Annotated in this window: 16 protein-coding genes and 5 pseudogenes; 14 read left to right on the forward strand and 7 right to left on the reverse strand. The window is 57.5% G+C overall.

Features of this window, described 5'->3' with window-relative positions; genetic code table 11:
• Positions 1–60: 60 nt before the first annotated feature.
• Positions 61–258, forward strand: a pseudogene (locus tag M3I54_RS37095) (transposase); the annotation flags it as partial.
• On the opposite strand, the pseudogene M3I54_RS37100 reads toward M3I54_RS37095, so the two are convergent.
• Positions 251–421: pseudogene (locus M3I54_RS37100) on the reverse strand (IS110 family transposase); the annotation flags it as partial. The pseudogenes M3I54_RS37095 and M3I54_RS37100 overlap by 8 nt on opposite strands.
• A gap of 18 nt (positions 422–439) precedes the next feature.
• Between M3I54_RS37100 and M3I54_RS45235 the strand changes: the two are divergent.
• Positions 440–1,567: a GGDEF domain-containing protein gene (locus M3I54_RS45235; RefSeq protein ID WP_254344736.1), complete on the forward strand. Its 1,128-nt coding sequence runs from the start codon at positions 440–442 to the stop codon at positions 1,565–1,567.
• Positions 1,568–1,883: 316 nt separating this feature from the next.
• Here the strand turns inward: M3I54_RS45235 and M3I54_RS37110 are convergent, their stop codons facing one another.
• On the reverse strand, positions 1,884–2,630 hold the full coding sequence (locus tag M3I54_RS37110; protein WP_254344738.1) for a 4'-phosphopantetheinyl transferase superfamily protein: 747 nt from the start codon (positions 2,628–2,630) through the stop codon (positions 1,884–1,886).
• A gap of 134 nt (positions 2,631–2,764) precedes the next feature.
• Entirely contained in the window at positions 2,765–3,070 is a 306-nt protein-coding gene (locus M3I54_RS37115; protein WP_254344766.1) for a hypothetical protein, read from the reverse strand.
• Between M3I54_RS37115 and M3I54_RS37120 the strand changes: the two are divergent.
• Positions 2,983–3,834 (forward strand): annotated as a pseudogene (locus M3I54_RS37120) (IS5 family transposase); the annotation flags it as partial. The gene M3I54_RS37115 and the pseudogene M3I54_RS37120 overlap by 88 nt on opposite strands.
• Before the next feature lie 371 nt (positions 3,835–4,205).
• Here M3I54_RS37120 and M3I54_RS37125 read toward each other — a convergent pair.
• Positions 4,206–5,534 carry an IS110 family transposase gene (locus M3I54_RS37125; RefSeq protein WP_254344740.1) on the reverse strand — a complete coding sequence of 443 codons (1,329 nt, stop codon included), beginning with the start codon at positions 5,532–5,534 and terminating at the stop codon, positions 4,206–4,208.
• A 1,229-nt stretch (positions 5,535–6,763) separates the two neighbouring features.
• Between M3I54_RS37125 and M3I54_RS37130 the strand changes: the two genes are divergently transcribed.
• Positions 6,764–7,222 (forward strand): hypothetical protein, encoded by a 459-nt coding sequence (locus tag M3I54_RS37130; protein ID WP_254344743.1) that lies wholly within the window; start codon positions 6,764–6,766, stop codon positions 7,220–7,222.
• Positions 7,223–7,237: 15 nt separating this feature from the next.
• Here the strand turns inward: M3I54_RS37130 and M3I54_RS37135 are convergent.
• Positions 7,238–7,992 (reverse strand): IS5 family transposase gene (locus tag M3I54_RS37135; protein ID WP_254344746.1). Its coding sequence is split into 2 segments (ribosomal slippage): positions 7,238–7,644 and positions 7,644–7,992, totalling 756 coding nucleotides; the frame shifts between segments, so codons are not numbered across the junction.
• A gap of 110 nt (positions 7,993–8,102) precedes the next feature.
• Here M3I54_RS37135 and M3I54_RS37140 point away from each other — a divergent pair.
• The 5 genes and pseudogenes from M3I54_RS37140 to M3I54_RS37160 form a co-directional block, all read left to right on the forward strand.
• Positions 8,103–14,615: a non-ribosomal peptide synthetase gene (locus M3I54_RS37140; RefSeq protein ID WP_254344750.1), complete on the forward strand. Its 6,513-nt coding sequence runs from the start codon at positions 8,103–8,105 to the stop codon at positions 14,613–14,615.
• A gap of 35 nt (positions 14,616–14,650) precedes the next feature.
• On the forward strand, positions 14,651–16,003 hold the full coding sequence (locus M3I54_RS37145) for an MATE family efflux transporter (protein ID WP_254320602.1): 1,353 nt from the start codon (positions 14,651–14,653) through the stop codon (positions 16,001–16,003).
• A gap of 4 nt (positions 16,004–16,007) precedes the next feature.
• On the forward strand, positions 16,008–17,144 hold the full coding sequence (locus tag M3I54_RS37150) for an IS110 family transposase (RefSeq protein WP_375542279.1): 1,137 nt from the start codon (positions 16,008–16,010) through the stop codon (positions 17,142–17,144).
• A 356-nt stretch (positions 17,145–17,500) separates the two neighbouring features.
• Positions 17,501–17,764, forward strand: a complete 264-nt coding sequence (locus M3I54_RS37155; RefSeq protein ID WP_254344752.1) for a hypothetical protein — start codon at positions 17,501–17,503, stop codon at positions 17,762–17,764.
• Positions 17,742–17,867 (forward strand): annotated as a pseudogene (locus M3I54_RS37160) (IS6 family transposase); the annotation flags it as partial. The gene M3I54_RS37155 and the pseudogene M3I54_RS37160, both read left to right, overlap by 23 nt.
• A 130-nt stretch (positions 17,868–17,997) precedes the next feature.
• Here M3I54_RS37160 and M3I54_RS37165 read toward each other — a convergent pair.
• Positions 17,998–18,360 (reverse strand): topoisomerase DNA-binding C4 zinc finger domain-containing protein, encoded by a 363-nt coding sequence (locus M3I54_RS37165; RefSeq protein ID WP_254344754.1) that lies wholly within the window; start codon positions 18,358–18,360, stop codon positions 17,998–18,000.
• Between the two features lie 911 nt (positions 18,361–19,271).
• On the opposite strand from M3I54_RS37165, the gene M3I54_RS37170 reads away from it, so the two are divergent.
• Together M3I54_RS37170 and M3I54_RS37175 are read left to right on the forward strand one after the other, a co-directional pair.
• Positions 19,272–19,547, forward strand: coding sequence for a hypothetical protein (locus tag M3I54_RS37170; protein ID WP_254344756.1), 276 nt, complete (start codon positions 19,272–19,274; stop codon positions 19,545–19,547).
• Positions 19,544–19,828 carry a hypothetical protein gene (locus M3I54_RS37175; protein WP_254320599.1) on the forward strand — a complete coding sequence of 95 codons (285 nt, stop codon included), beginning with the start codon at positions 19,544–19,546 and terminating at the stop codon, positions 19,826–19,828. Before M3I54_RS37170 ends, M3I54_RS37175 begins: the two co-directional genes overlap by 4 nt.
• Positions 19,829–19,839: 11 nt before the next feature.
• Here M3I54_RS37175 and M3I54_RS37180 read toward each other — a convergent pair whose 3' ends face one another.
• A complete protein-coding gene (locus M3I54_RS37180) occupies positions 19,840–20,874 on the reverse strand; it encodes an IS630 family transposase (protein WP_254344758.1) in 1,035 nt (344 codons plus the stop codon).
• A 112-nt stretch (positions 20,875–20,986) separates the two neighbouring features.
• Here M3I54_RS37180 and M3I54_RS37185 point away from each other — a divergent pair, with 112 nt between their 5' ends.
• The 3 genes and pseudogenes from M3I54_RS37185 (at position 20,987) to M3I54_RS37195 (ending at position 23,831) form a co-directional block, all read left to right on the forward strand.
• Complete coding sequence (locus M3I54_RS37185; RefSeq protein WP_254344760.1) at positions 20,987–22,339, forward strand: STM4012 family radical SAM protein; 1,353 nt, start codon at positions 20,987–20,989, stop codon at positions 22,337–22,339.
• Positions 22,336–23,262 (forward strand): class I SAM-dependent methyltransferase, encoded by a 927-nt coding sequence (locus M3I54_RS37190; protein ID WP_254320596.1) that lies wholly within the window; start codon positions 22,336–22,338, stop codon positions 23,260–23,262. The genes M3I54_RS37185 and M3I54_RS37190 overlap by 4 nt, the downstream gene beginning before the upstream one ends.
• Before the next feature lie 22 nt (positions 23,263–23,284).
• Positions 23,285–23,831, forward strand: a pseudogene (locus M3I54_RS37195) (hypothetical protein).
• Positions 23,832–23,995 lie beyond the last annotated feature (164 nt).

A 23,995-nucleotide genomic window follows, 5' to 3' on the forward strand; every position in this document is an offset into this window, starting at 1 on the left:
GACTACCAGCCGGGGCGCGGCCAGGAACATCCGAAGAAGTTTCTCGGCGACTACAGCGGCATGCTGATGAGCGACGGCTACAGCGCCTGGCGCACGCTCAAAAAGGCCACGCACTTCGGATGCGTCGCGCACGCCCGGAGGCTGTTCGTCAAGGCGGACAAGGCGGCCGAGAAAAAAACGGACTCCGGCAAACAGAAGATACCTAACGCTCGTGTGGCGAAAGCGCTCGAATACTTCCAGGCCCTGTACACGAAGACCCGCATGCCTCCATGCCGACCACGCACGGGTCAAGCTTCGCGAAAAACGCCAGTACGTCAGCGCGGCGCAGCTGTTTGCGTACGACGATATGCCCCTGCGAATCGACTCCATGAACCTGGAATAAAGTCTTTGCAAGATCCAGTCCGACAGTGGCTATCTTCATGATGAACGCTCCTTTGCCGTGGAAGTCACGACTTCTCCACATTGGCATATGCCGAGCCCCGAAGGGCGGGAGTCGTCCATCACATCAGAGCCCTCGACGGTTCGCGAACTGGCGACGCACCCGGGCGGCGCGCACGTTTCGACCGGCCAGTTCGCCGAACAGTACGTGCCGACGATGCTGTCGACCACGCAGTTGCGCGACGTGCTGCTCGCGGAAACCCAGGGCAAGCTGCGGCGCCATCTGCGCTCGGCGATGCTGGCGCTGGCGGGCGCGATCGTCGCGGTCGTGGTTTTGCTGGGTGCGCTCGCGTGGCTGATCCTGATGTTCCGCCGCGAGGTGGTGCGGCCGTTCGCGCCGGCGGCCCGCGTGATCCGCGCGATCGCGAAGGGCGATCTGGCGGTCGAGATTCCGTCTTCGCATCGCCGCGAGGAAATCGGCGAACTGTTTGAAGCGACGCACGTGCTGCGGCAATACAGTGTCGAGCGTGCGCAGCTCGATACCGAGCGCGGGCAACTGATCCGCGAGCTCGCGACGATGGCCGATACCGATCCGCTGACGCGGCTGTTGAACCGCCGCGCGTTCGAGCGCCGGGCGCGCGCGCTGCTGATGTTCGACGTCGACCACTTCAAACGCATCAACGACTCCTACGGACACGGCACGGGCGACGAGGCGCTGCGTGTGATCGCGGAACTATGCCGCACCACGCGGCAGTCCGATGTCGTCGCGCGTGTTGGCGGCGAGGAGTTCGCGGTGCTGGTGGCGCTCGACGACGCGCTGTTCCCGGTTGCGGCCGCGCTTGCCGAGCGGCTGCGGCAGCGGATCGGCGAAGCCGTCGTGATTGCGGATTCGGGCGAGACCTGTCGGATCACGGCGAGCGTCGGCATCGCGTTTGCGGCGCCGGGCGACGGGGCACGATCTCACGCACCTCTTCAGGCGTCCCGATCATATGCTCTACAAGGCGAAACTCGCGGGCCGCGACTGCGTGATCGCGGATGTCTATCCCGCGGAAGGCGGGACGTCCACGACGGCGATGACCGAGTAGGGCGCTGCGCTGGCGTTCACCGCTGCGCCTGCTGGGTGTCTTCCGTGCAGGGACGATGCAGTTCCGTAAGGGACAGCATTTCGCGCTGCCCAGACATCAGATGAACGCGGCATATCATCGTGCCGTGCTCAGGAACGTTTCGCCACATGGCATGGTTGGACTGTCCCTATCGCATCCGACAAAGCTATCTAATAAGGATAATTATGTTTCTTCGATAAAGGTAATCCACGCCCGCTTCTTGACAGTGCCGCCACAACCCCTCGTCCTCTCGGGAGCCGCCTCGGCCGCGAACGCAAGGTCATGCTCGTTGGCGAACCCGTGCTTCTACGGCTCACGCCAAATTCGCTTCGCGCCAGACAAAAACTTTGATCAGAGTAAAGTTCTGAAAGCGCTCAACCTGCATTGCGACTACGCATCCGACTAAGCGACATCGCGCGACCACGCGACACATGCGGCATAACCGCTCAGGGCGCGAAGCCAAACTGCGTCGAGTTTCGCAATCAAGTCGCGATTGCATACGCTCTCCTCGCTAACTGCGATACTTGGCTCGTGCTGCCTGTCTCCAAGTACAGAAAACCATGTCATGCCCCTTCCGATGCCGACGCCAAGTGTCTTCAACACCGCTTCCTTTGCTGTCCATACGTCATAAAACGCGTCGGTTCGCCTGTACATCGGCAAAGCGGTCACTTGTGCCTCGTCGCGCGGCGCAAATACCGCTGATGCCAGCTTCCTCCAGTTGATGTCTTTGCGAGCAAATTCGATATCGACACCAACCCTCCGTCGCCGGCCAATTGCGATCAGAGCATACTGCTCCGAATGCGAAACGTTAAAGTCGAGTTGTCCACCGGACCCGCCTTGCATCGACTTATCGAGACGGGGCCGTCCGCCGGTGTCTCGCTCGAAACGCAATTCACTGGCCTCCGAATCTGTTCGTTCCGCGAGCAACTGACGCAGCACGACGCGCGTCACCGCACAACGCAGCGCATCGTCGCGGCGCCGGAAGCGCGCGACCTTCGCACGCTCATCGTCCGAGAGCGGAGCGAATGCGGGACTGTCGAGCATGATGCGAAAATCGAAGCTGACGCAAAATATTTCAATATCTGCTGGGGAGGCACGCGGTGGAGCGAGCTCGTGCACATTGAAAGCCGAAGTTGCAGGGACGATCATCAATTCACTCCGTGAGTGACGGTAACAGGCAGTTCCTGTGCGATTATGCCGCGCGAGGAACAGAGGTGCTCAAGCCCGAGCCGAACTGCCCCGAATGGATGTTACTGGCCAGTTCATCGAATGTGTGTCGGTTTTCAGTCGGAAAAATGGGCGTGCTTTTCCTGAAACAGGTTGTGGATCACGTGCGTTCGTTTAGTCGGCCGATGAAATTCTGTCGAGTCACGAACGGTTTTGCGCACGGGTTTAAACGATATCGAGATGAACCCCATGAACATGACACACCAGCGATTGACGACGCCGTCCTCGCGCTCCTCTATTTGACATCGCACGACCACAGCCGGCATTGTCACCCATTGCTCGAGGGGATGTAACGATGTGGATTGACCCTGATCTTTTCGCTGCAGCACCGGAATCCGAGGTGGGCGCTCGGGGCCACCCATGCATCTATGCGGATGCGCTCGTGCAGATGCTGTTCGAACTCAAGCAGGTCTTTCTTCTGCCGCTGCGCGCACGGCAAGGCTTCGCCCAGAGTCTGCGCAAACTTGCTTTCCCGAGCCTGCCCGTGCCGAACTACACGACGTTGAGGCACACGGACGGTGAAGGTCGCGCTGCCGGCACAACGCCCAAAGACCCCTTGCACGTCGTGCTCGACAGTACCGGACAGAACGGCGAAGGCGAGTGGAAGGTGCACCAGCATCGCTGGTCCAAGCGTCGCACCTGGCGATGGACGCGAACACCGGACAGATCTGCGCTCCACTGAGGACTCGTCAGGACGAGGGCGATAGCGAAGTGTTGCCTGATTTGCTCGACCAGATTCCCGCTGACATGGCAATCGACACCATCGGTGGCGACGGCGCCTAGGACACCAAGGCGTGCCATGCGCGGGTTGCGGCGCGCGGAGCTGCCCCGTCGATTCCGTTGCCTGAGAGCGCGACCCCTTGGCCGGAGAGCGTGCCTGGCGCGGCCTGGCGCAATGCCGCCATCGATGCGATAGCAGAACGCAGCAGACGTGAATGGAAGCTCGCAAGTGGCTACCAGCGTCGCTCGCAGGCTGAGACTCTGATGTACCGGCTCAAGCTCCTCACGGAGCTCTTGCCTGTGGGCTCGCGAGATTGGTTCCTAGGCAACCGAAGTCTCGATTCGTGCGGGCGTGCTCAACCGCATGGCGGCACTCGCCCGCCCGCAGTCCGTTCGAATTGCCTGAGATCGAAAACATGGGGATCACTTCGTCCTTACGTTCGATTTACGACAACGCCTATCCGCATCGTCGGCAAAAGAGAGCCTCACGTGATCCGCAAACTGTTCAAGGAAAAGCACGTCCAACTACGCACTATTTAGAGGGTAGCTGCATTCCCTCTCGGAAAAGCGGCCCCCGAAGAACGGAGCGTGCGACTTTCACCGCACTCCGCTCGCGCACAGCATTAAGCGTCCCGCTGACGTCGGTCTCGCCGAGTTGCACGAAACCTTCGAAACCTTCGCAAGCGTCACATCGTTGATTCGCCTCATCGCTGAGACGAGGGGCGCTGAACCGCACAAGGACGGTCTCGTGAGAAACATTAAAAATACCGCGGATTTTCAGGGGGTTAGGACGGTCGGGGTGATCTCGAAGCCGAGCGCGGACGCGCGGCGCCTGAGCGCGGCGATGCTGCGTTGCTGTTGCTGCTCCTCGTAGCGCTGCTGCCCCTGGTCGACGAAGGCCTCACCACGCGTGAGCATGAAGCACACCATGCGCGCGAGCTTGTGGGCGACGGCCGTATTGGCGCGCGGCTTGTCCATGCGCGCGCACAGGCGCCGGTAGAATGCACCCAGCGCAGAAGCGATGCGCGACAGACTCATGGCCGCGATCTTGAGCGCCTGGCGCACGCGGTTGGTGGAGCGCCGCGTACGCGCGCTGAGCACCTTGCCGCCGCTGATCTTCGTGCCGGGGCACAGCCCGAGCCATGAGCAGAAGTGCTTGACGTTCGCAAAGCGGCTCAGGTCCGGGCCGATTTCCGAGAGGATCGTCATCACGGTGGTGACCGACAGGCCGTTGATGCGCGTCAGGTCCACACCCGCCCAGCGCGCCAGCGCCGCACGCGCATCGAACTGCGGGGCGTTCTTGCTGCGCCGCTTGCCGGGTCCATCAAGGGGGATGTCGTGACGTCCAAGGGGTACCAGCAGCGCCTCAATCTTCGCGTCGCACTCGAGGATGCGCTGCGCGAGGCTGTCAAACATCGCCAGTGCCTGCTGCAGCACGAACAGGTGTTCCTCGCGCCAGTTGCCCGTCAGCGCGCGGACGATATCTTCTTCGCTGCGCCTGACCGGAATATGACGATGGCTGGCCAAGGCCTTCGGGTCGCGCTCGCCGGCTACGATTGCACGGATGATCGCCTGTCCGGTCATGCCCATTACATCCGTGAGCACTTCGGTGAGCTGGAGATTCATCTGCACCAGCGCTTTCTGCATGCGCTGCACCCAGCCGGCCTGCTCGGTGAGCAGCACCTCACGCTGACGGGCCACCGCGCGTACCACGCAAACCTCGTCGCTAGGGCGCCAGGCCGCTCGCAGCAGCCCCAGGCTCATGAGCTTCTGCAGCCACTGGCAATCCTGCACGTCGCTCTTGCGACCCGGCACATACTTCATCTGCCGCGCGTCGACCAGCCAGACCGTCAATCCGCGCTGCTCCAGCACTTCATACACAGGTATCCAGTAGACTCCCGTCGATTCGAGTGCGATCGTGTCAACCCCGCATTCCTGCAGCCAGTCCGCCATCGCGTGCAGATCGTCGGTCATCGTGCCAAACTCGCGCACCGGTTCATCAGCCACCCCTTTGGGCACCGCGACCCAGTGACTCGAGCCGCCAATATCGATCCCCGCCGCATTCGGAAAGACTTCGGGACTGTCTTCGTGCTTGCGCATCGCCATCGCTGACCTCATGATCGTGGGTGGACGGCAGCGCCATGGGATGCGTCGAAATTGACTCGATCTCGTGAACGGGATGCAGCTCGCGCTGCTCACCACTGTCGCCGACGAATCCCGGACCATGCTCTCAAGCGGGCTCACCTGATGGCGTGCCGGCCACAGGTGCGCACCATTGGACGGTCGGTCATTGCGGCGCTGCCGTTCACCTGTATACCTCATCCCTGTTTCTCCGCGAACGCCGGACCCGGCACGGGGTTGAAATGCTCTCAAGCTTCCCCTCGATGAATCTCAAACGTGGACCTGCGACAACTGCACCAGGCGGAAGTCTGCACCCTTTCGGGTTAGGGCAAAGTTCGAACCCCTATGCAGGCCATTACAGCCCGCCATTCGCTTTCTCCGCGTTCTCATACCCGCTCCACCAACAGCTCTCCTTACGAGTTGCCTGCCATTCCACAATGTTCCGCGAGTTTGGCGGTGAGTCGGGTTTACCACGTTCCCGTTCCTGCCGCCCCGATGTTCTGGGCCTGTCCGGTTAGTGCCTGTCTATTCCCCGGTAGCGCTATGACGACGTGTTCCCGTTGCATCAAAGGGACAACCGGCTACATACCTTTTGGTTTGGGCCTGACAGCCGCTTTGGCCCATTTGACGTCACGAGGTTTATCAACAGTTCACCTATGTTGCACATACGGAACTTGCCTGGCCTTCACGCCGCACTGCGGCTAGCAGCGTCATCCCCAATCTCGTCGCCGAGACGGGGTGTCTTGCGAAAAAGACGTTGTTCCCGGAGCTCCACACGCAATCGTTACCAATCACGCATGTCCAGGTAGGCAACTGTTGGTCGCACAACAGGTCGCAGCATCCGTCGTTCATACTTCAGCGATGGAGGTGCGACAAGACAGAAACGAGCTTTGCTGCCCTGTACTACCTGATGATTTGACACGCTGCGGGCAGCAGCACGTGTCGCACGATGCACTCGTCAGTAAGTTCGTCGCTTTGATCGGCACTCGTCGTGGCAATTCGTGATGTTGCATATCCAACATTGTCAGGTATGCAACACAGCCAATTCCACAAACGATACTTCGCGGAAGATCCCGCAAGCGTTTTGGAGGGTGAGTGCCCATCAATCATCCCGATCAGCAATGTGTTGGGAGTTATCTCTCCGGTGTGTCGTGGCGTTGGCTCAACTATTGCATCTGCTGTCGGGGGGAAATTGAAGCGGGAGGTAACGGAGCATGAACACGAAACCAAAGCCTCACGAACCACAGACAAGATCTGCAAAAAATGACAGTCGACATGCTATTGCGGCGTCCACTCAAGGTACCGCGCTACGCGCTATTAACGAACCGGTGCTCCGGATCAACAGTTCCATTCCGTTCCCTGAGCAGGAAGTTTGTTCCTGCGTTGCTGTGCATTCCGACGAACGATGTATCTCACAAAGAAAGATATCAAGGGTCCTGCACAGAATGAAGCTGTGCGGCGAAGTGAGCAGCATGGAGGGCCGACGTCAACGCGACGGTCAGGACGACGTAGTCGAGCAGAGGCATCGAACCTTCCAACCCCATTATACGACTGTTGAATACTTCCGAACTTATGCTACTGGAGCGTCGAGTGTTGAAGAATCCTTCAATTCTTCTGGCGCTTTGCTTTGTTTTTTATATTTCAGCATGCAGTTCGAAACCTTTATGAAGTGAATTCCTTTATGCGACTTATGCCTCATGAATGTCAGCGCGACGTTCGAAGCGAATACGTAGACGGCGGAAATTATGCAGCCAGGCATGTGTACGTTCGACGACCCATCGGACTTTTCCGAGGTCACTGCCATGCGGGTGGCCGCGCCGCGCGATGCTGGTGGGAATACTGCGTTCGTGGAGAGCGCGTCGGTATTTGTCGTGATCGTAACCCCGGTCGGCATAGACGCAGCCAGGGCGGCTCAAAGGCCGCCCGCGCCTACCGCCGATCGGCACGATGGCCTCGATCAGCGGAACGAGTTGGGTGACGTCGTTACGATTGGCGCCAGTCAGGATTGCCGCGATCGGCGTTCCGTTGGCGTCGGTGGCGAGGTGGTGCTTGGATCCGGGTCGCGCTCGATCGGTGGGGTTCGGGCCAGTTTTTCGCCCGCCCCAACCGCGCGAATCGATGACGAATCCACGATCACGCGCGAGAAGTCGATCTTGTCCACCGCTCGCAATTTCCCCAGAAGCACTGCGTGCAATCGATCCCATACGCCGGCTTGCTGCCAATCGCGTTGCTTGCGCCAGCAACTGACGCCGGAACCGCATCCCATCTCCGCAGGCAAGTCCCGCCACCGGATACCGGTCTTCAGCACGAACAAGATGCCAGTCAGTGCAGCCCGATCCGGCACCGGCTTGCGGCCCGGATACTTGAAGCGGCGTGGCTTCGCTGGTGGTAGCAGTGGCTCGATCAGTGCCCACAGTTCGTCATCGATGATTGGTTTGCCCATCTCCTCGATCCTGTTGTCACGACGATCGAGGTTAACAGGTTGCGTTACGGGTTAACAGCCCCTACGAAGCCTTTTTGAAACCGCTTCTTAGGCGAGTGAGCGAGATTTAAATGAAAACACTATTGGCAGTGGACTACTTTTGTGATGTGGCACGGCGTTATCCGCAACATATAGCAGCAAGGCATGGCAGCGAGTCGGTAACTTATCGGGAGCTTGATGAGCAGTCCAATCGCATCGCAATGGCGCTGACCGAGCGCTGTGGCCGCGAGGCGCCCGTCATCGGCGTGCTGATGGAGCGAGGAATTGATTTATTGGCTGCGATGCTTGCCATTTTTAAGATTCGCGGTACCTATATGCCGCTTGATCGCCAGTATCCAGCGGAACGTTTGGATTACATGCTGGAGAAGAGCAAATGCTGCCTGCTGCTGACCGCCCGTAACTGCTACGAACAGGCGGCGTATTTGCAGGCAACCAAACCGGAACTAGTGCTTCTTGATATTGAAGAAGCGCAAGAATCTCGCGCGGCCTTTGTCGGGCTCAGAGGCAAAGGCAGTGATCTTGCCTACGTCATTTTTACTTCGGGTACCACCGGTCACCCAAAGGGCGTAATGATTGAACAGCGGAGCTTCATCAATCACTTGCACGCTAAAGTCCGCGATCTAGAGATCAGTAGAACTGACCAGGTGGCGCAGACTGCATCGCACTGTTTTGACATTTCTCTGTGGCAGTTTATGGCGGCGCTGCAAGTGGGGGCGTGCACACAGATCATTGATAGAGACGTCGTATGCGATCCGTCGCGGCTGCTGCTTGAGTTGCGCGAATGCCAAGTATCGGTCATTCAATTTGTGCCCTCGCTACTACGCTCGTTTGTGGCCGAAGTCGAATTGATCGATGCACGCGCGCTGCCGGCGCTGCGCAGGATTTCCACCGTCGGGGAGGCATTGCCGCCCGACGTATGCCGACGCTGGCTGGCGATGTACCCGTCTATTCCCATCCTCAACCATTATGGACCAACTGAATGTGCCGACGGTGTCACGCATGCGCTGATCTCTAACTCTCCGGCGGAAGGTCAGGCATTTATGCCAATCGGGAAACCGATAGACAATCTGCAGATCTATGTGGTCAGGCCAGATGCTGCGGCGCTGACGTTTGTTGCGTCAGGTGACGTAGGCGAACTTTGTGTAGCCGGCGTTGGCCTTGCGCGTGGTTACATTAACGACGACGCGCGTACCGAGCAGGCTTTTGTGGCTAACCCTTTCAGCGATAAGCGCGGATATGATCGATTATACAAGACTGGTGATCTCGTGAGGCTGCGTGAGGATGGCTTACTGGAGTGTCTCGGAAGAGCAGATCGCCAGGTCAAGCTGCGTGGTTACCGTATTGAGCTAAACGAAGTGGAAGGTTTGTTGGGGTTACATGCAGCAGTCGAGGCCGCGGCCGTAGTGGTGCATTACCCCGCTGACAATCGGGTGAAACTGACGGCAAGGGAAACACTGACTAGTCTAGGGGAAGCGGAAAGACTTCCGCGCCTCGTGGCCTTCGTCAAGCTTCGAGAGGAGGTTACACGGAGCGCTTTACGCGAACACATGTCGCGTCAGTTGCCTGACTACATGCTGCCTGATCTTTTCTTCGAGATGGCGACATTACCATTAAACGCCAATGGCAAACTTGATTACAAACAATTGCCTTCCCCGGAAAGTTTGCGTCCTTTGTCCGATGTGAAATATCTGGAGCCCACTGACGGTGTTCAGGTTCGGTTGTGCAGGCTGTTAGCCGAGATACTGCATCTAGACCGGCTGGGGCGAAACGACAACTTTTTGCTGATGGGCGGTGACTCGCTGCGCGCCATGCTTGCGATCAACCGTATTCGGAGCGAATTCGCCTGCGAAGTTTCGGTGGTTGACCTGTACCATTGCTCAATAGATGAGTTAACCGAACTTCTGGCCGAGAAAGAGGGTGGGAATGAGTCGCTTCCCGCCATTGTCGCCAGTCGCCGTGGTGAGGGCGGAGAGGCTCCGGCCAGCCACATTCAAAAACACTTATGGTTTTTGTGGAAGCTTGATCCAACAGCATCCAACTATACCTTGCAAGCGGCGCTCGAATGCTGCGGAGAGCTTGATCGAGATCGCTTTAGTCGGGCTTGGGATGCGGTGGTGCAGTACTTCGACACACTGCGCATTCGATTCGTCGAAAAGAGTGGCAATCCATATTTGACCTTCGATTCACCGCCGAAGGGTAGTTTGCGCTTTATAGACCTTTGCGGCGACCAACCTGCCCCCAGGTTGGCTGAATTGAAGGCGAGCGAGTTTCAACCGTCCTTTGATCTCGCCGCAGGCGCACTGTATCGCGCACTACTAGTACGAGAGAGATCAGACCGGCATGTTGTCATCTTTACCACGCATGAAATCATTATGGACGCGTGGTCGCTTTCGGTGATGGTGCGCAAACTGCGTGAATTTTACAAGGCGGGAGTCAGTTCAGAGGACGGTATCAAAGCCGAAATTTCGTTCGAGGATTTCGCGAAATGGGAGTCTGAGCAGTTTCGATCGGACTGCTGGGCGCGACAGCGCTCGTACTGGGCACAACAGCTGTCGGGTGAGTTGCCGGTGCTGACCCTGCCTTCCGATAAGCCTCGTCCGAGGCGGATGCGTTACACCGGTAAGTCATACGCCATACAAATTCCGGCTCTCGCGGCGTCCAGACTTCGCGAACTTGCGGCGGACAATCGCACCACGCTTTTCAGCGTGTTACTGACGACTTTTTACGCTTTATTGAGAGAGTACAGCGGACAGGACGATATCATCGTCGGCACTCCGAATGTAGTGCGAAAACAGTCAGGTACGGAAAAGCTGTTGGGGTTCTTCCTAAACATGTTGCCGCTAAGGGCGAAGATGGATCCTGACAAGTCATTCATCGAACATCTGGCCACGACGCAGCAAACTGTCATCGGTGCTGACTTCAACGCGGCATATCCATTCAGTCGGATGTTGGAAACAGTTGACGTGGTACGTGGAAGCAATTTTTCCCCCGTATTCCAGGCGATGTTCAACATGTATTCGGAGAAAGCAGAGCTAATTTCTGAGGGGCAGGACGATGTGTCAATTGTCGCACGCGAATTGGAGAACGGTTATACGAAGTACGATCTCACTCTTTACTGTCAGGAAGAGGGGGACGGCATCTACCTGCAGATGTCCTATTGCACTGAGCTGTTCTCCGACGAGCTCGTTTCAAGAATGCTGCTCAACCTGCAGCAAATTATTCAGGTGATCATTGCGGCGCCCGCGGCGCCGCTGGCAGAGCTGGATCTGCGGCACCCAGCTGAAAAGGATTTTCTTAAGCGTTACAACGGAGGACGGCTGGCTTATACAGGCGCTAGTACGCTACGCGAAATGTTCGAAGCGCGTGCCAAAATGTCGCCAGTGGATACTGCTTATTTCTGGGAGCGCGGCCGCATTTCGTATGCTGAGTTGGATGGTGCAGCCAACCGTTTTGCTAACAGACTCGCAGCCGCCGGTGTTGGTGCCGGCGACAGGGTGTTGCTTGGCATTGACCGCGGCATTAACGCGTTGATCGTCATTCTAGCTGCGATCAAGCTGCACGCAACCTACTCGGTGATCGGGGCAAATTATCCGATAAGCCGCATACTTGAGATTGCCAAAGATGTCGCTCCCAATGCCTTCGTTGCCACGCCGTTGCAGCGGGAAGCATTTCGTGACAGAGGGCTGGTTTTACTGCCGTCGGAGGAAGTTGCACACGGCAATGAGGAGACAGATGCCGCCCCTTCGCCATCTTGCTCGCATGAAGTGCTGCAGGTCGTCTACACATCTGGCTCTACGGGAAAACCGAAGGGCGTTGTGGTTCCCGCTACAGCATGCATAAATCGTTTGCACTGGATGTGGGGGCAATTCCCATTTCAGGCAGGTGATGTCTGCGTAGTGCAGAAGTCGGCGGCGCTGGTTGCTAGTCAATGGGAAATCTTCGGGCCACTCTTACAAGGCGTTCCTAGTTTGCTGCTGAGTCAGCAAGAACTGCAAGATCCATTTCTGCTGCTATTGCAGCTAGATCGTTACCGGGTAACGCATCTGCTGTGCTCGCCACCGTTGATCACCGGCATTTTGACGGCACAATTGACAGATGGACGGTCGGTTTCAGATTTGCGGCTGGTCACCTCAAGCGCTGAGGTGTTGCCACCGGAGTTGGCTCGGCGCTTTCTCGAGGCGTTCCCGCAGGCCCGTCTGTTCAACTTCTACGGCTCCTCCGAGTGTAGTTCGAACGCCGCTTGGGGGGAAGTGTGCGAAGTGGGCGCTGATGAACGGACTGTCCCGATCGGTAAGCCGGTGGCCAATGTCGGCATAGCCGTCGTAGATGACAAGTTGCGGCCGGTGGTTCAAGGTGCGGTGGGGGAGATCCTGGTGACGGGTGACTGCCTGGCGAGTGGCTACCATGACAGCAGGGAGTTGACAGCCGAGCGATTTGTTGCTAGTTCGGTGCCAGAGTTGCAGCCTTTCGGAACTGTGGCTTATCGCACTGGCGATTTGGGGCGCCACCGTGACGACGGCCGCCTGGAGTTCCTCGGAAGGCGCGACAACCAAATCAAGATCCATGGCTTGCGTGTTGAACTGGATGAGATTTCTCACGTCTTGGGAAAATGTCCTGGGGTCGAGGAGGCCGCGGTGCATTTGCACCGCGCTGCGGATGGCGAGCCGCTGTTGACTGCCTACGTGGTGGGCACTGAGGCGAAGCTGCCGTCGACAGACGATGGGTTCAGGCAAATGCTCCGTCATTCGCTGTTGCCCCACAGTATTCCCCGTTCATTTGTTCGCTTGCGGGCTTTGCCTAAGCTGCCGGGCGGTAAATTGGACCGTTCCCGCTTGCCGTTGCCACGGCAAACCGCGGTGGGCGTATTCGCGCCGCTGGTCACCACGACCGAGCATGCACTGGCCGCGGTTTGGCAGGAAGTGCTTGGTATGTCGATGATTGGTGCGGACGCGCATTTCTTCTCACTGGGTGGTACCTCTATGCTGAGCGTGCGCTGTGTGGCGCAGGCGGCCAAGATGGACATCCGCTTTTCTGTCAGCGAGTTGTACGATTATCCAGTCTTACGCGAACTGGCTGGGCTGATCGATGCCCGCTCCGGCGAACTGGTGCACCACGATGGCGAAATCGACGGTGGAGTGGAAGTAACGCCTACGATACGCTTCATGAATCGGCGCATGGGTTTAGACGAGCATTTCAACATGTGCGCGATCTGGCAGGACGATAGCTGCCGTTTGGATCCGGCCATATTGGAGTCCGCTATCGTCAGGTTGGCGAAAGACTACCCACTGGTGCGCACCAGGATCTCTCGAGATGACGATGATCTACGCTTCCATACCGGAGTCGGAGCGTTGCATCTGGAGCGAGTTGCATTGGGCTCCTACTCAGAGCTCGGTGATTGCACGCGAGAGGTATCTGGTATCGCTGAGAAAGCGCAATATGCATTCCGGTTCGATGGTCGTACCTGGATGTCGCGTTTCCAATTGATCGAGGCGGAGGTCGGTGGGCGACCGTACAGTTGGATTTTTATCATAATTCATCATTTCCTGGTCGACGGCTATGGGTTCCGGCTCCTGCTGGAGGAAGTAGAACGCTACTATCTGGCTATAGAGCATGGCCAAGCGCCGGTTCCCGCATTCAGTGGCCGCGCGCAGTTGAATCGATGGGTGAAGGCGCTGCGCGAACATGTGAGCGGTTCGTTGGACAGCAACGTTGCTTATTGGCGAAGCCGGCCATGGGAGCTGCTGCGTGAGGATGGTGCAACAGTCCTCGAGGTTGAGCCAGTCGATAGTGGCGCTGATGCCAGCCGCCGCTTGTTCGAGATGCTACATACTGGGCAGATGCACAGTGATGCTGCTTTCGAGACCTTGTGTGCGCGCAAGGGGATTCGCTATCTGGACCTGGATGCGGAATCGACAAAGATTCTGCTTGATCTGCATCCGGACCGGCACGGCTTTGACGCGTTCGACGTCATCCTATGCGCCTTGGCGGAGGTGGCAGGAAAGGGCAACCAGCGACGAGGGCTGTTTCTGGACAACATGGACATGCTGCGCACGCCTATCCTGCCGGGTCAGGATCTGTCGACGGTTATGGGCTTTACCGCGGAGCTTGTCCCGCTGGCCATCGTTTGTGAGGGGCGACTCAGTGTGGCGGAACGTCTGAAAGCGGTGCGTCGTCAGCGCAATTCGGCACGGATCCATGGCATTGGGCTACGGGCGGCTGCGTATCTGCTGCCGGACGATCAGGCGAAGGCGCTGGTGGATTTCGACTGGCCGCGTGTTGTCGTCAACTATCGCGCTGTGTTAGATAATCTTCGTACGCGCATGCTGCTCGGCCTTGCTCAACCGACGATCTGGACGGGTGATGGGATGGGGCCCAACCGTCATCACACGTTGCGGTTATATATCGATAATGTGGACGGTAAACTTCGTATCCAGATGCATTGTGCGTTGCATTGCTTTTCCGCAGAGGAGGCGAACATGCTGGGACGTCAGTTGCTGCATTGTCTCGCGGCTTATGCCGGATGCCTCAGGGACAATCAGGAAGATGTGGACGCAGCAAGGTTGAAGGACGGGGCCACAGTATGAACACGCCAGCAGTCGCGGCATCACGGATGCAGTCAATGGCCCACGATCGACTGTTGCCACTGATCTTGCGGCTGGCTCTTCCGTCCGTCATTGGCGTCACTGTCAGTGCTGCTTATCAGTTTCTCAACGCGTATTTCGTGGGGCGGCTCGGAACAGCAGCACTCGCGGCGATGGCATTGTCGTTCCCGTTTGCAATGTGCATCACGGCAATAGGCCAGATCTTCGGTGCAGGGGCCGCGTCGTTGATTGCTCGAAGCCTGGGACGTGCCGACGATCACTCTGCCAACGATTATGCATCGCACGCGTTATGGTTGGCGATGGTAATTGCTGGGATTGCGGCTATCGCGGGCTGGCTGGCGGCTCCAAGATTGCTGGCATGGCAAGGCGCTGGACCATCGACTTTGCCACTGGCGGTGGATTATCTTCATTGGCTGCTGCTGGGCTATGTGGCAGTGGTATTCAATATGGTCTGTGGTTTCATCGTGAGAGCGGATGGCAATACCGTGCTCAGCATGACGACCCAAGTTTCATCCTTCGCAATGAACGCGGCACTCGACCCGGTGATGATTTTCTGGTTGGGGCTGGGCATCGAAGGGGCTGGCATCGCAACATTTCTGGCCCAGTTGTGCGGCTTAACCTTGTATTGGCGACATTTTGCGGGCAGGCACGGCGCCATCGTCTTATCATGGCCATCGGTGGGACGCTGCTGGTGCCGGCTGGCGAGCATCGCCCGCATCGGCCTTCCGCCAGCGCTCAATACGCTGCTCGCGGTAGGGGCCATGTCCATGCTCAATGGGTTCGCTGCTCGCTACGGTGAGGCATCGGTGGCGGCGCTAGGTTTGGCCAGCCGCTTGGCGATGCTGGCGGTACTTCCGCTGTATGGACTGTGCAGCGGGGCGCAGTCGGTTGTTGGGTTTAATGTCGGCGCAGGTAACTGGACACGGGTGGCGCAAGCGGTTCGGACTATGGTTGCCGTCGCCCTAACGTTCGCCGGAGTCTATGCCGGCTGCGTCGTGTGGCACGCTAGAACCATCATCGGCTGGTTTGCGCACGAGTCGGCGACGATAGAGATTGGTAGCCGCGCGATCTTACTGTTCCATTGTGCGTTGCCGGTGTTAGGGGTGCAACAAGTCTGCCTGCTTTTCATGCAGGCCAAGGGCGACGCAATCTGGGCAACGCTTGTAGCGGTACTGCGGCATGGCGTGTTTCTGATGCCCCTGATGGCCTTGCTGCAGCAGGCTTATGGGCAAGACGGCCTGTTGTTCTCGGTAGCGGCTGCCGATATGGCAGCGGGTCTTATCGCTAGTGTTATTCTATACAGTGAAATGCGGCAGATCGACAAGGCCTCCCGGCTCTGTCAGGTTAATGGAATGGGGGCGGTAGAATGACATAATGAAGAAGACAAAACCGCTTTATCATGGTCATCGCTTCCTGAGCCTGCGCGACGTCGAGGAGTTGATGCTCGAACTTGGTGTTGTGGTCACTTACGAGACGATCCGCTGCTGGTGCGAGAAGTTCGGCGCTCGATTCGCCAGGTACAACATCCCTGAAATAGCTTTAACTATCTGGATCGAGATACGGGGCCAGCAAACTGACCACCAAGTCAGTGGTTTCGGCAAGCTCGCCGGTGCCAGGCAAGGGCTCCCAGCGGCCGGTGTGGCTGCGAAATGCGCACGTGTAGATGGTGCGGCCGACCTCGGTGAGGCGAGCCACGGTATCGATCGTGTCGTCGCGTTGCATCTGGATGAGCAGGTGCTTGCCGTAGGGCGTGGCAAGAACGACGCAGCCGATGCCGCTGCAATCTGTGAAGCGGTGACTCGCCCGAGCATGCGTTTCGTGCCGCTGAAAGACGAACACCAGCAAGCCACGATCTGCCTCCATCGGACGCGGCAGGGTTTTATCGAGGAACGGACCGCGACCTACAACCGTGCACGTGGCCTGCTCTCCGAATTCGGCGTGGTGCTACCGCAGAGCCCGGAGCGCTTGCGAAGAGAAATCCCGGCTCATCTGGATGCCTTGCCCGGCTGGGCCAGACGATGCATCAGTGATTTGCTTGAGCATGCCAGCAACATCGAAGCCCGGCTCGCTGAATACGACCGCGCAATCAGCGAAATCGCGAGAGACGACGGGCGTAGCCGGCGACTTATGCATTTGCGTGGCATTGGTCCGACCACAGCAAGCGCATTGCTTGCGAGCATCGGCGCTGGACACGACTTCAGAAACGGCCGACAGGTGGCCGCGTGGATCGGCCTCACACCAAGCCAGTACAGCAGCGGGGGCAAGACACGGCTAGGGGGCATCACGAAGACGGGAGATGCATACCTACGCAATCTACTGATACTTGGAGCTCGCTCGGTGATGGCGAGTCTGGGCGACAAGCAGGACCGTTTCAGCCGCTGGGTGAGAAGCGTCGTCGAGCGTCGCGGCTACTGGCGAGCAGCGGTCGCAATCGCCGCAAAAAACGCACGCACGGCCTGGGCGATGCTCAAGTACGGCGAAGCCTTTAAACACGAACCGGCGGCTGTATGACACGGCCGCTATGTCCAAACGATCAGGAAGCTAACCGAATCGAAGCAACCATGAGCGGATAGACGATCACTTTGCACTGCCAGCGGTGATGTGAAGCGGGTTGGACCCGCGCAAGGCATACCTGTCAGAGAAACGGGGATTTCTATCCCGTCCAACGAATGAGGTCCTTGCGCGCGTCTTTCATCAGGGTCCGGGCCAACGGCCCATCATGACCGGTTGTAGTACAGCAGTCCTTCACCTTCTCACGCGCGCCGACGTGGCATTGCAGCATGCATCAACAGCGAGCTTCGATTGAGCTTGTGCTCAACGGGGAACCCCTTGTAGTTTCTCTGGGGCGGCTAACCGCCAGGGCAGGCGTGAGTTCCATCACCGCATGCTTGAACCCGATGGGTGTCTGGTGCGATTCGGTTTGCAACCAGCTTGAGAAAACGGATGCGATACCCAACCTTGCAGGCGGCCGTGACAAGATGACGGAAGAAACTTCGGTGAATGGTCATGACGATGAAAATGCCCATCCTCATGACCATTCACCGATGGACAGAGATTTGCGCCTTGACTTCGGCCGGCTAATGGGTGTCGCAATATGGCGGTCTGCTATGCTGCCGGGCCTTAATGCGTGACGTGCGTGGCATCGAAGTCATGCAGATGATCGTCAAGGGGCAATTGAACGATGGCGGCGTTGGTCAAACTCCCGCACGGCAGTTCTATTCGCTGGCTGGATAAGTAGTCTATATCGTATTGGGACTTCACTAACCTCTCATTCTTACCGCGACAGAACCAGCTGGGTTTTAAGTTTGTGGGCGGCGGGCACCTTTCGCAGTCGTCGGCTGTCAACAAGGTACTTCCGGGACGGTCAGCGGCCCGGCCAGCCAAAGAACCGGCACTGCGGAAAACGGTTGCAGCCGACGAACGGCCGGCCGCTGGATTTGAGGATTTTCTGGATCAGCAGCCCCTTTCCGCAGTCCGGGCAACGCTCTCCAACCCGACCCCGCGGGGCCGATCGCGTCGCCGGCCGCTGACTGACGCCGCGGGGCTGGGCGGCACCCGCTTCCTGAGGCGGCGCGGGCCGTCCGTGTTCATCAGCCTGCGTGTACCCGCACGCGGGCGCGCGCGTGCATGTCCAGCGCGCCGGCACCACGTCATCCCAGCGTTGCAGCGGCTTGCGGCACTTCGGGCACAGGTAGATGCCCCGTTTCACTTGCGGTTCGATCATCATGATCGGGCGGTCATGGACTTGGTCACCTTACCACGCGTGGTCAGAGCAGCGACGCTGGGGGCGTGCCGCCACCGGCTTCGCGACCGGGGCGACCGGAATGGGCGGGACTGGCAAGGAGCCTCTGCTATCCCCTTAACCGTCGATCCAGCGTCCGCCAGTCGGCTGGCAGCAGCCCCGGTGTGCGGCACTGCTGTCTCGAGTGCGTCGAGCAAGGTGAAAAGGCCTACAACTGGTTGCGGCAGAATGCGGCAACCAGCCCTGCAAGACGAAGCGAACTATGACGAACCAAACCTAACTGTTTGAAGCCCCGCTGGCCCTGGCACCGTTTGTCCGCAACCCCACATCTCCTACATCCGTCGGCACGATTGGACGAAATGCGTCACACCATACCGAGATGGCCAGGCTCCGTTGGCAGAGTCGTACTTGCATGCAGCGCCAGCGACCTTCAGCCGTACGCCTACCTCGTGCACAGGCTCACCGGATGGCCACCGCGCGAACCTGCTGCGATCTGGTTGAGCGCTTACCGCCTCACATCGCAAAACTCACACCATCGCAGGGCATTGAGTTCGACTGCGGCCGCGCTTGAAACCCTTACCGATCGATGCATATGTGGTGTTGGCTCAACTTTTGCTTTTGCTTTTGCGTTTGCTTTTCGCGGACCATTACGGGTGGATTGAATGACGACTGAACACGAAATCAAATCTCACGGAGCTGCAGTCACAGCCAGCGTTTTTGCGCGCGCGCCCGGCACGGTTGCGGAGCCTGCGCCTGCTCCGAACCCCCGCACCCTTGTCTGGACGGAATCACGGGGGGACTGCGTACACGCACGAGGAATGGCGCCACCTCGCGTTCGAATGGATCGCGGCAACGTACATCGCGCTCGTCGACCGTGGCTTACTGAGGGTCGTCAAATGAGCGTTCTCAACGCCAGTCGCCGGGTAATGCGGGCCACTGAGAATCAGTGGCCCACGATTGCCGCGCGCCTGCGGATGAAGTTGCCTGGCGAGAAGGCGCGTATCACGATGGTCGTGACGGCCGCGGGCGAGACGTCATGGAGCCGCGAGGCGGGCGCGAGGCAGTTCTGGACGGCAATGGGCGAACTGCATGGATTCGACTGGACTACGGCTGGGCCCTGCGAGGGCATGCGCGTCGCGTTGTGTCGGGCAACACCTACGGAGGCAGCATGACCTGCATTGTGGCGCTGACGGATGGCAGGAAGGTCTGCATGGGTGCCGATTCGGCCGGAGCGGGTGGTTCGTACATGACGGTGCGCGCCGACCCCAAGATTTATCGGGTGGGGCCGTTCCTGATCGGCTTCACTTCGTCCTTCAGGATGGGGCAGCCTCTGGGCCATAACCTGACCGTCGCGTCGCGCCCTGAAGGCACCGATGTGTTCGTCTTCATGTGCACGACGTTCGTTGAGGCGGTACGCGCGTGCTTTAAGGACACTGACGGGTGCATCAAATAGTGCGCACTTGATCAGGCGGCGTAGCGGACATGCTTTTCCTTGAACAGGGTGCGGATCACGTGCGACTCCTTCTGTCGACGATGCAGATGCCGGCGGACGGTGCCGATCATTTCCGCCTTGCTGGTCGGTCGGCTCTTGCCGAGCGCATTGGTTTTCACATCCTGATTCAGGAGTTCGTCCGGGTTCAGCTCGGGACAATACCCCGGCAGCCGGATCAGGCGCAGACGGTCGGCGTTATCGGCGACGAACTGCCTGACGGCAACGGATCGGTGCACTGGGTGTCCATCGACGATCAGGTAGATCTTACGCGTGGCCTGCCTGAGCATGCGTTTCATGAATTCGATGAACGTCGCGTTCCTGAATGTTCCCTCAAAGACCATGAAGCTCAACTCCCCGCGGTTCGTAATGGCCGAGACCATGTTGCAGCCGAAGCGTTGTCCTGTCGCGCGCACCACCGGCGTTTGGCCCTTAAGCGCGAAGCTCGTGCCGCTGATGTGATCACTACGCAAGCCCATTTCGTCACCCCAGTAGATCGTTGCTTTCTCACGCTTCGCCTCTTTCGCGATCTGCGGATAGTCTTCGTTCAGCCAGCGTTCGATCACCGCATCGTTGCGCTCGTACGCTCGCCGCGCAGGCCTCTGGGCACTCATGCCCCATGCCTTCAGGTATCGGCCGGCCGTCCACGCCGACACCGTGATGCCATACTCCCGCTCGATCAGTCGCGCCACCGACTCGCGCGTCCACAGGTAAAACGGCAGCGCCAGTTGATCTGGCAGCCGCTCGATGATCAACCTGCGGATTCTCACAGCCTGTCGGTGATTCAACCGACCACTTCCCGGCAGGCGGCCTCGCTTGCCAGGTCGCAGCGCCCGCAGGCCGCCGTCGCGCGCCAGCTTCATCCATTTGCTTACTGCTCGCAGGCTCACCCCGTAGGTTTTCGCCGCCGCAGTCTGCGTCATGTTGTCACGCACGGCCTGCACCACCATTTTTCTTAGGTCCGCCTGCGTGGCACCGTCCAATTTGCGGGCATCAGTTTTCGTCTTCATGCCCATATTAACGCACAACGCACTATTTGGTGCACTCGTCAGTAACTTCAAGTTTCGCGTCACATTCATCCAGAATCGTCATGAAAAATGCAGAAGTGACCAGGAGAAAAGCATGCAGCAAATCGCGGATTTAATTCGACATTCTATAAGGAACAATCACTTAAAGTCGTATGTATATAGTTACCCTTCGAAAAGATCGTATAAAAGTCTACATAATATCGGCATTACGGAAATATGGCACACCGGTGATCGTGGACCAGCTTCAATATATATCCATATACCATTTTGCAGATACAGGTGTACTTATTGTACGTTATTTATAACGACCCAAGATACAGAGGACATAATACAAAATTATGTTGATAAGATATGTGAACAAATCAAATTTTATGCGGAGTACACAGGAAGGAAGACAGTTGTATCTGTGTATTTTGGTGGCGGAACTCCGACTATTCTAAACGAAAAACAATTCGGACAGATTTTTTCATCGATTCAACATGGATTCCCGAATATTGCGTCCTCTGCTGAGCTATGTGTCGAAGGTTCTCCCGACTCGATGTCCGAAGAACTCCTCGATTTCTTGAAACGCCAAGGCGTGAACCGAATCAGTATGGGTATCCAAACTATGGATTCCGCAGAGCTGAAGGCCAGCGGTCGCCCATACCCGGTTTCGACAACAATCTCTGCGGTAGAAAATATCCGAAAGCGTTTCGAAAATTTCAATCTGGATCTGATCTACGGCCTTTCAGGTCAGACCTTCGAAAGCTGGCAAAATTCGCTCCGCCACATCGTTTCATCAGGTCCAATGACTATCTCACTGTATCCTGCAATTAGCCGACCTCTCACAGCGATTCATAAGCAGCAGCGATTGCATCCGGAGCGATACATCGACGACCAGACCAAGTATGCGATCTACGATAGCAATGTCGAGTTCATGCAAATGAATGGATACCGACAAGAGTCCTTCACTAGGTTCACCCGTCTGCCAGAGAATAGCAGCGCGTACGCCCAAGAGACTTCCGATTTTCTCGGCGTTCCGATGATCGGAATTGGAGCAGGCGCAAGAAGCTACAACGGAAAATACCACTACAGCTTCGACTACGCGGTCGACCTCAACGAGGTCGGCAAGGCCATTGAAGATTATTTGAACCTCGAAATCACCGAACACAGCATGGTGAGGTACGGGATTGTTCTTGATGCTTACGAAGAGCGCTTGAGATATTTCATCCTCAGCCTTACGCTGAACCAACTTTCTGGGACATACTATTCATCACAGTTTGGCCGGAATCTGTATTCTGATTTTTTGGACGTAATTGATGCACTTGAGGCTGAGGGGTGCATCGAGCCACCGTCCAATGACAAGATTCGATTGACCAGGAAGGGTTACAAATACAGTAATTTGGTCGCGCACCATCTTTTCTCGAACCATGTGAAAACCCTGGAAGAAAGGTATGTTCCACGATGAGCAACAGTGAGCGATTTTGGGAGAAAGGTTATTCGGACGCGAAAGTGTGGACGATGGGCGGACCGAGTGTTGAGGTATTTGAAATTGAACAGTTTCTACCACGAAACTCGACTGTTATAGACATCGGCTGTGGCGAAGGCAGAAATGCGCTCTTTCTTGTCCTCAGGGGACACAAGGTGACCGCCTTGGAACTTTCCTCGAACGCCGTAAAGAAACTTCGCTCGATTGCTGACCGTTATTCTTTGAACATCGATGTGATCGAGGCACGGATCGAGGATTTCGTACCGGATGAAAATTATGATCTAGTTATGGCGCACTCGTCGTTACATTTCGTGACGAAAGACGTGTGGATTCCCTTGCTTCGGGAAATGAGGCAACGGACTAAGCCCGGCGGATTTCACAACTTCACATCGATTATTGGAATTCCTCGCTATCCAGTTCCGCACGAGTGCCGACATGCCAATTCGTTTGACCGAGGCGATCTCGACTCGCAATATGCGGACTGGCAGATTCTTCGTTCCGATTTCTACGCCAAGTGGGATTCCCATCCGGGTATTCCGACGCATGTGCATGCCGTTGAGAAGTTTCTCTCGAGAAAAGCAAACTCGGTCGAGCGGTTCACGTTGACGAAGGTCGATCTTTCGAACAGCGACAATCTTCCTTTAATCTTGTTCGACAGCATACCCCTTGGAGCCGATGCTACCGCAGTCAAGTCGATGGGTGTTCGTCCGAGACACGTCAATCGGATTGAAATGCCAGGGTGGAACATGACGTCTCCTACGGAGCTGACGGGCAACTATGTGGTTGAAGACTGGATTTTTGGGATATACGGACTCCAATTCACACAGAGCATTTTGACGGGTAAATACGAGTATTTTACGTCACCAGTTTCGTTGCGGAACTCTAGTCCATTGAACCAATGAAATTGCACTGATCTAATAGTGCATGGGCAAAATGAATCTTAGTGAAGCTGAGCGCGAAGAACTGATGTCGATGCAGCGCAGCCGGACCATGGCCGTTGGCCGGGTGAGGGGTGCGCGGCTGATATTGCTGCTCGACGAAGGAGCCTCTCGCGGGGCTATCATCAGCGAGCTGCGATGCGATTCGCGATTCATCACAACGTGGCAAACACGCTTTGCCAGTGAGCGTCTTGAGGGTCTGTACGGCAGGCATCCCGGCCGCGCTCCGCGCCGCGATCTGGCGCGCCTTGAAGCGAAAGTGCTCGACTACACGCTGCGACGCAAACTGGCCGATGGTTCGACGCATTGGAGCAGCCGTAAGCTGGCCGCACAGTTGGGCGTGCCCTTACACCCCCACGTATTCGTCATGGCTGAATCAGGTTGAGAACTGGTTTGCCCGCATCCAGCGCGACGTCATTACACGCGGCGTATTCACCAGCACCAAAGATCTCGACAAAAAGCTCATGCGCCACATTCGCTATATAAGAAAAATCTCGTACAGACCGCCTATTTGCACCAGAGCCCCCGCGTGAAGATGGAGCGCTATATCCTCGGAAAAGCGACGGCTGGGCGGCGACAATTAGCTTGGCCGGCGCATTGACTCAAGATTTTTGCTACCAGGCGATGCCTGTTGCCTCATGTAATTTGTTACCCGTCAGAATGCTGACGGGGACGACTTATGACGAGGCGGCTCAGC

The sequence above is a fragment of the Paraburkholderia sp. CNPSo 3274 genome (genome assembly GCF_024206475.1).
In the GTDB taxonomy this organism is placed as follows: domain Bacteria; phylum Pseudomonadota; class Gammaproteobacteria; order Burkholderiales; family Burkholderiaceae; genus Paraburkholderia.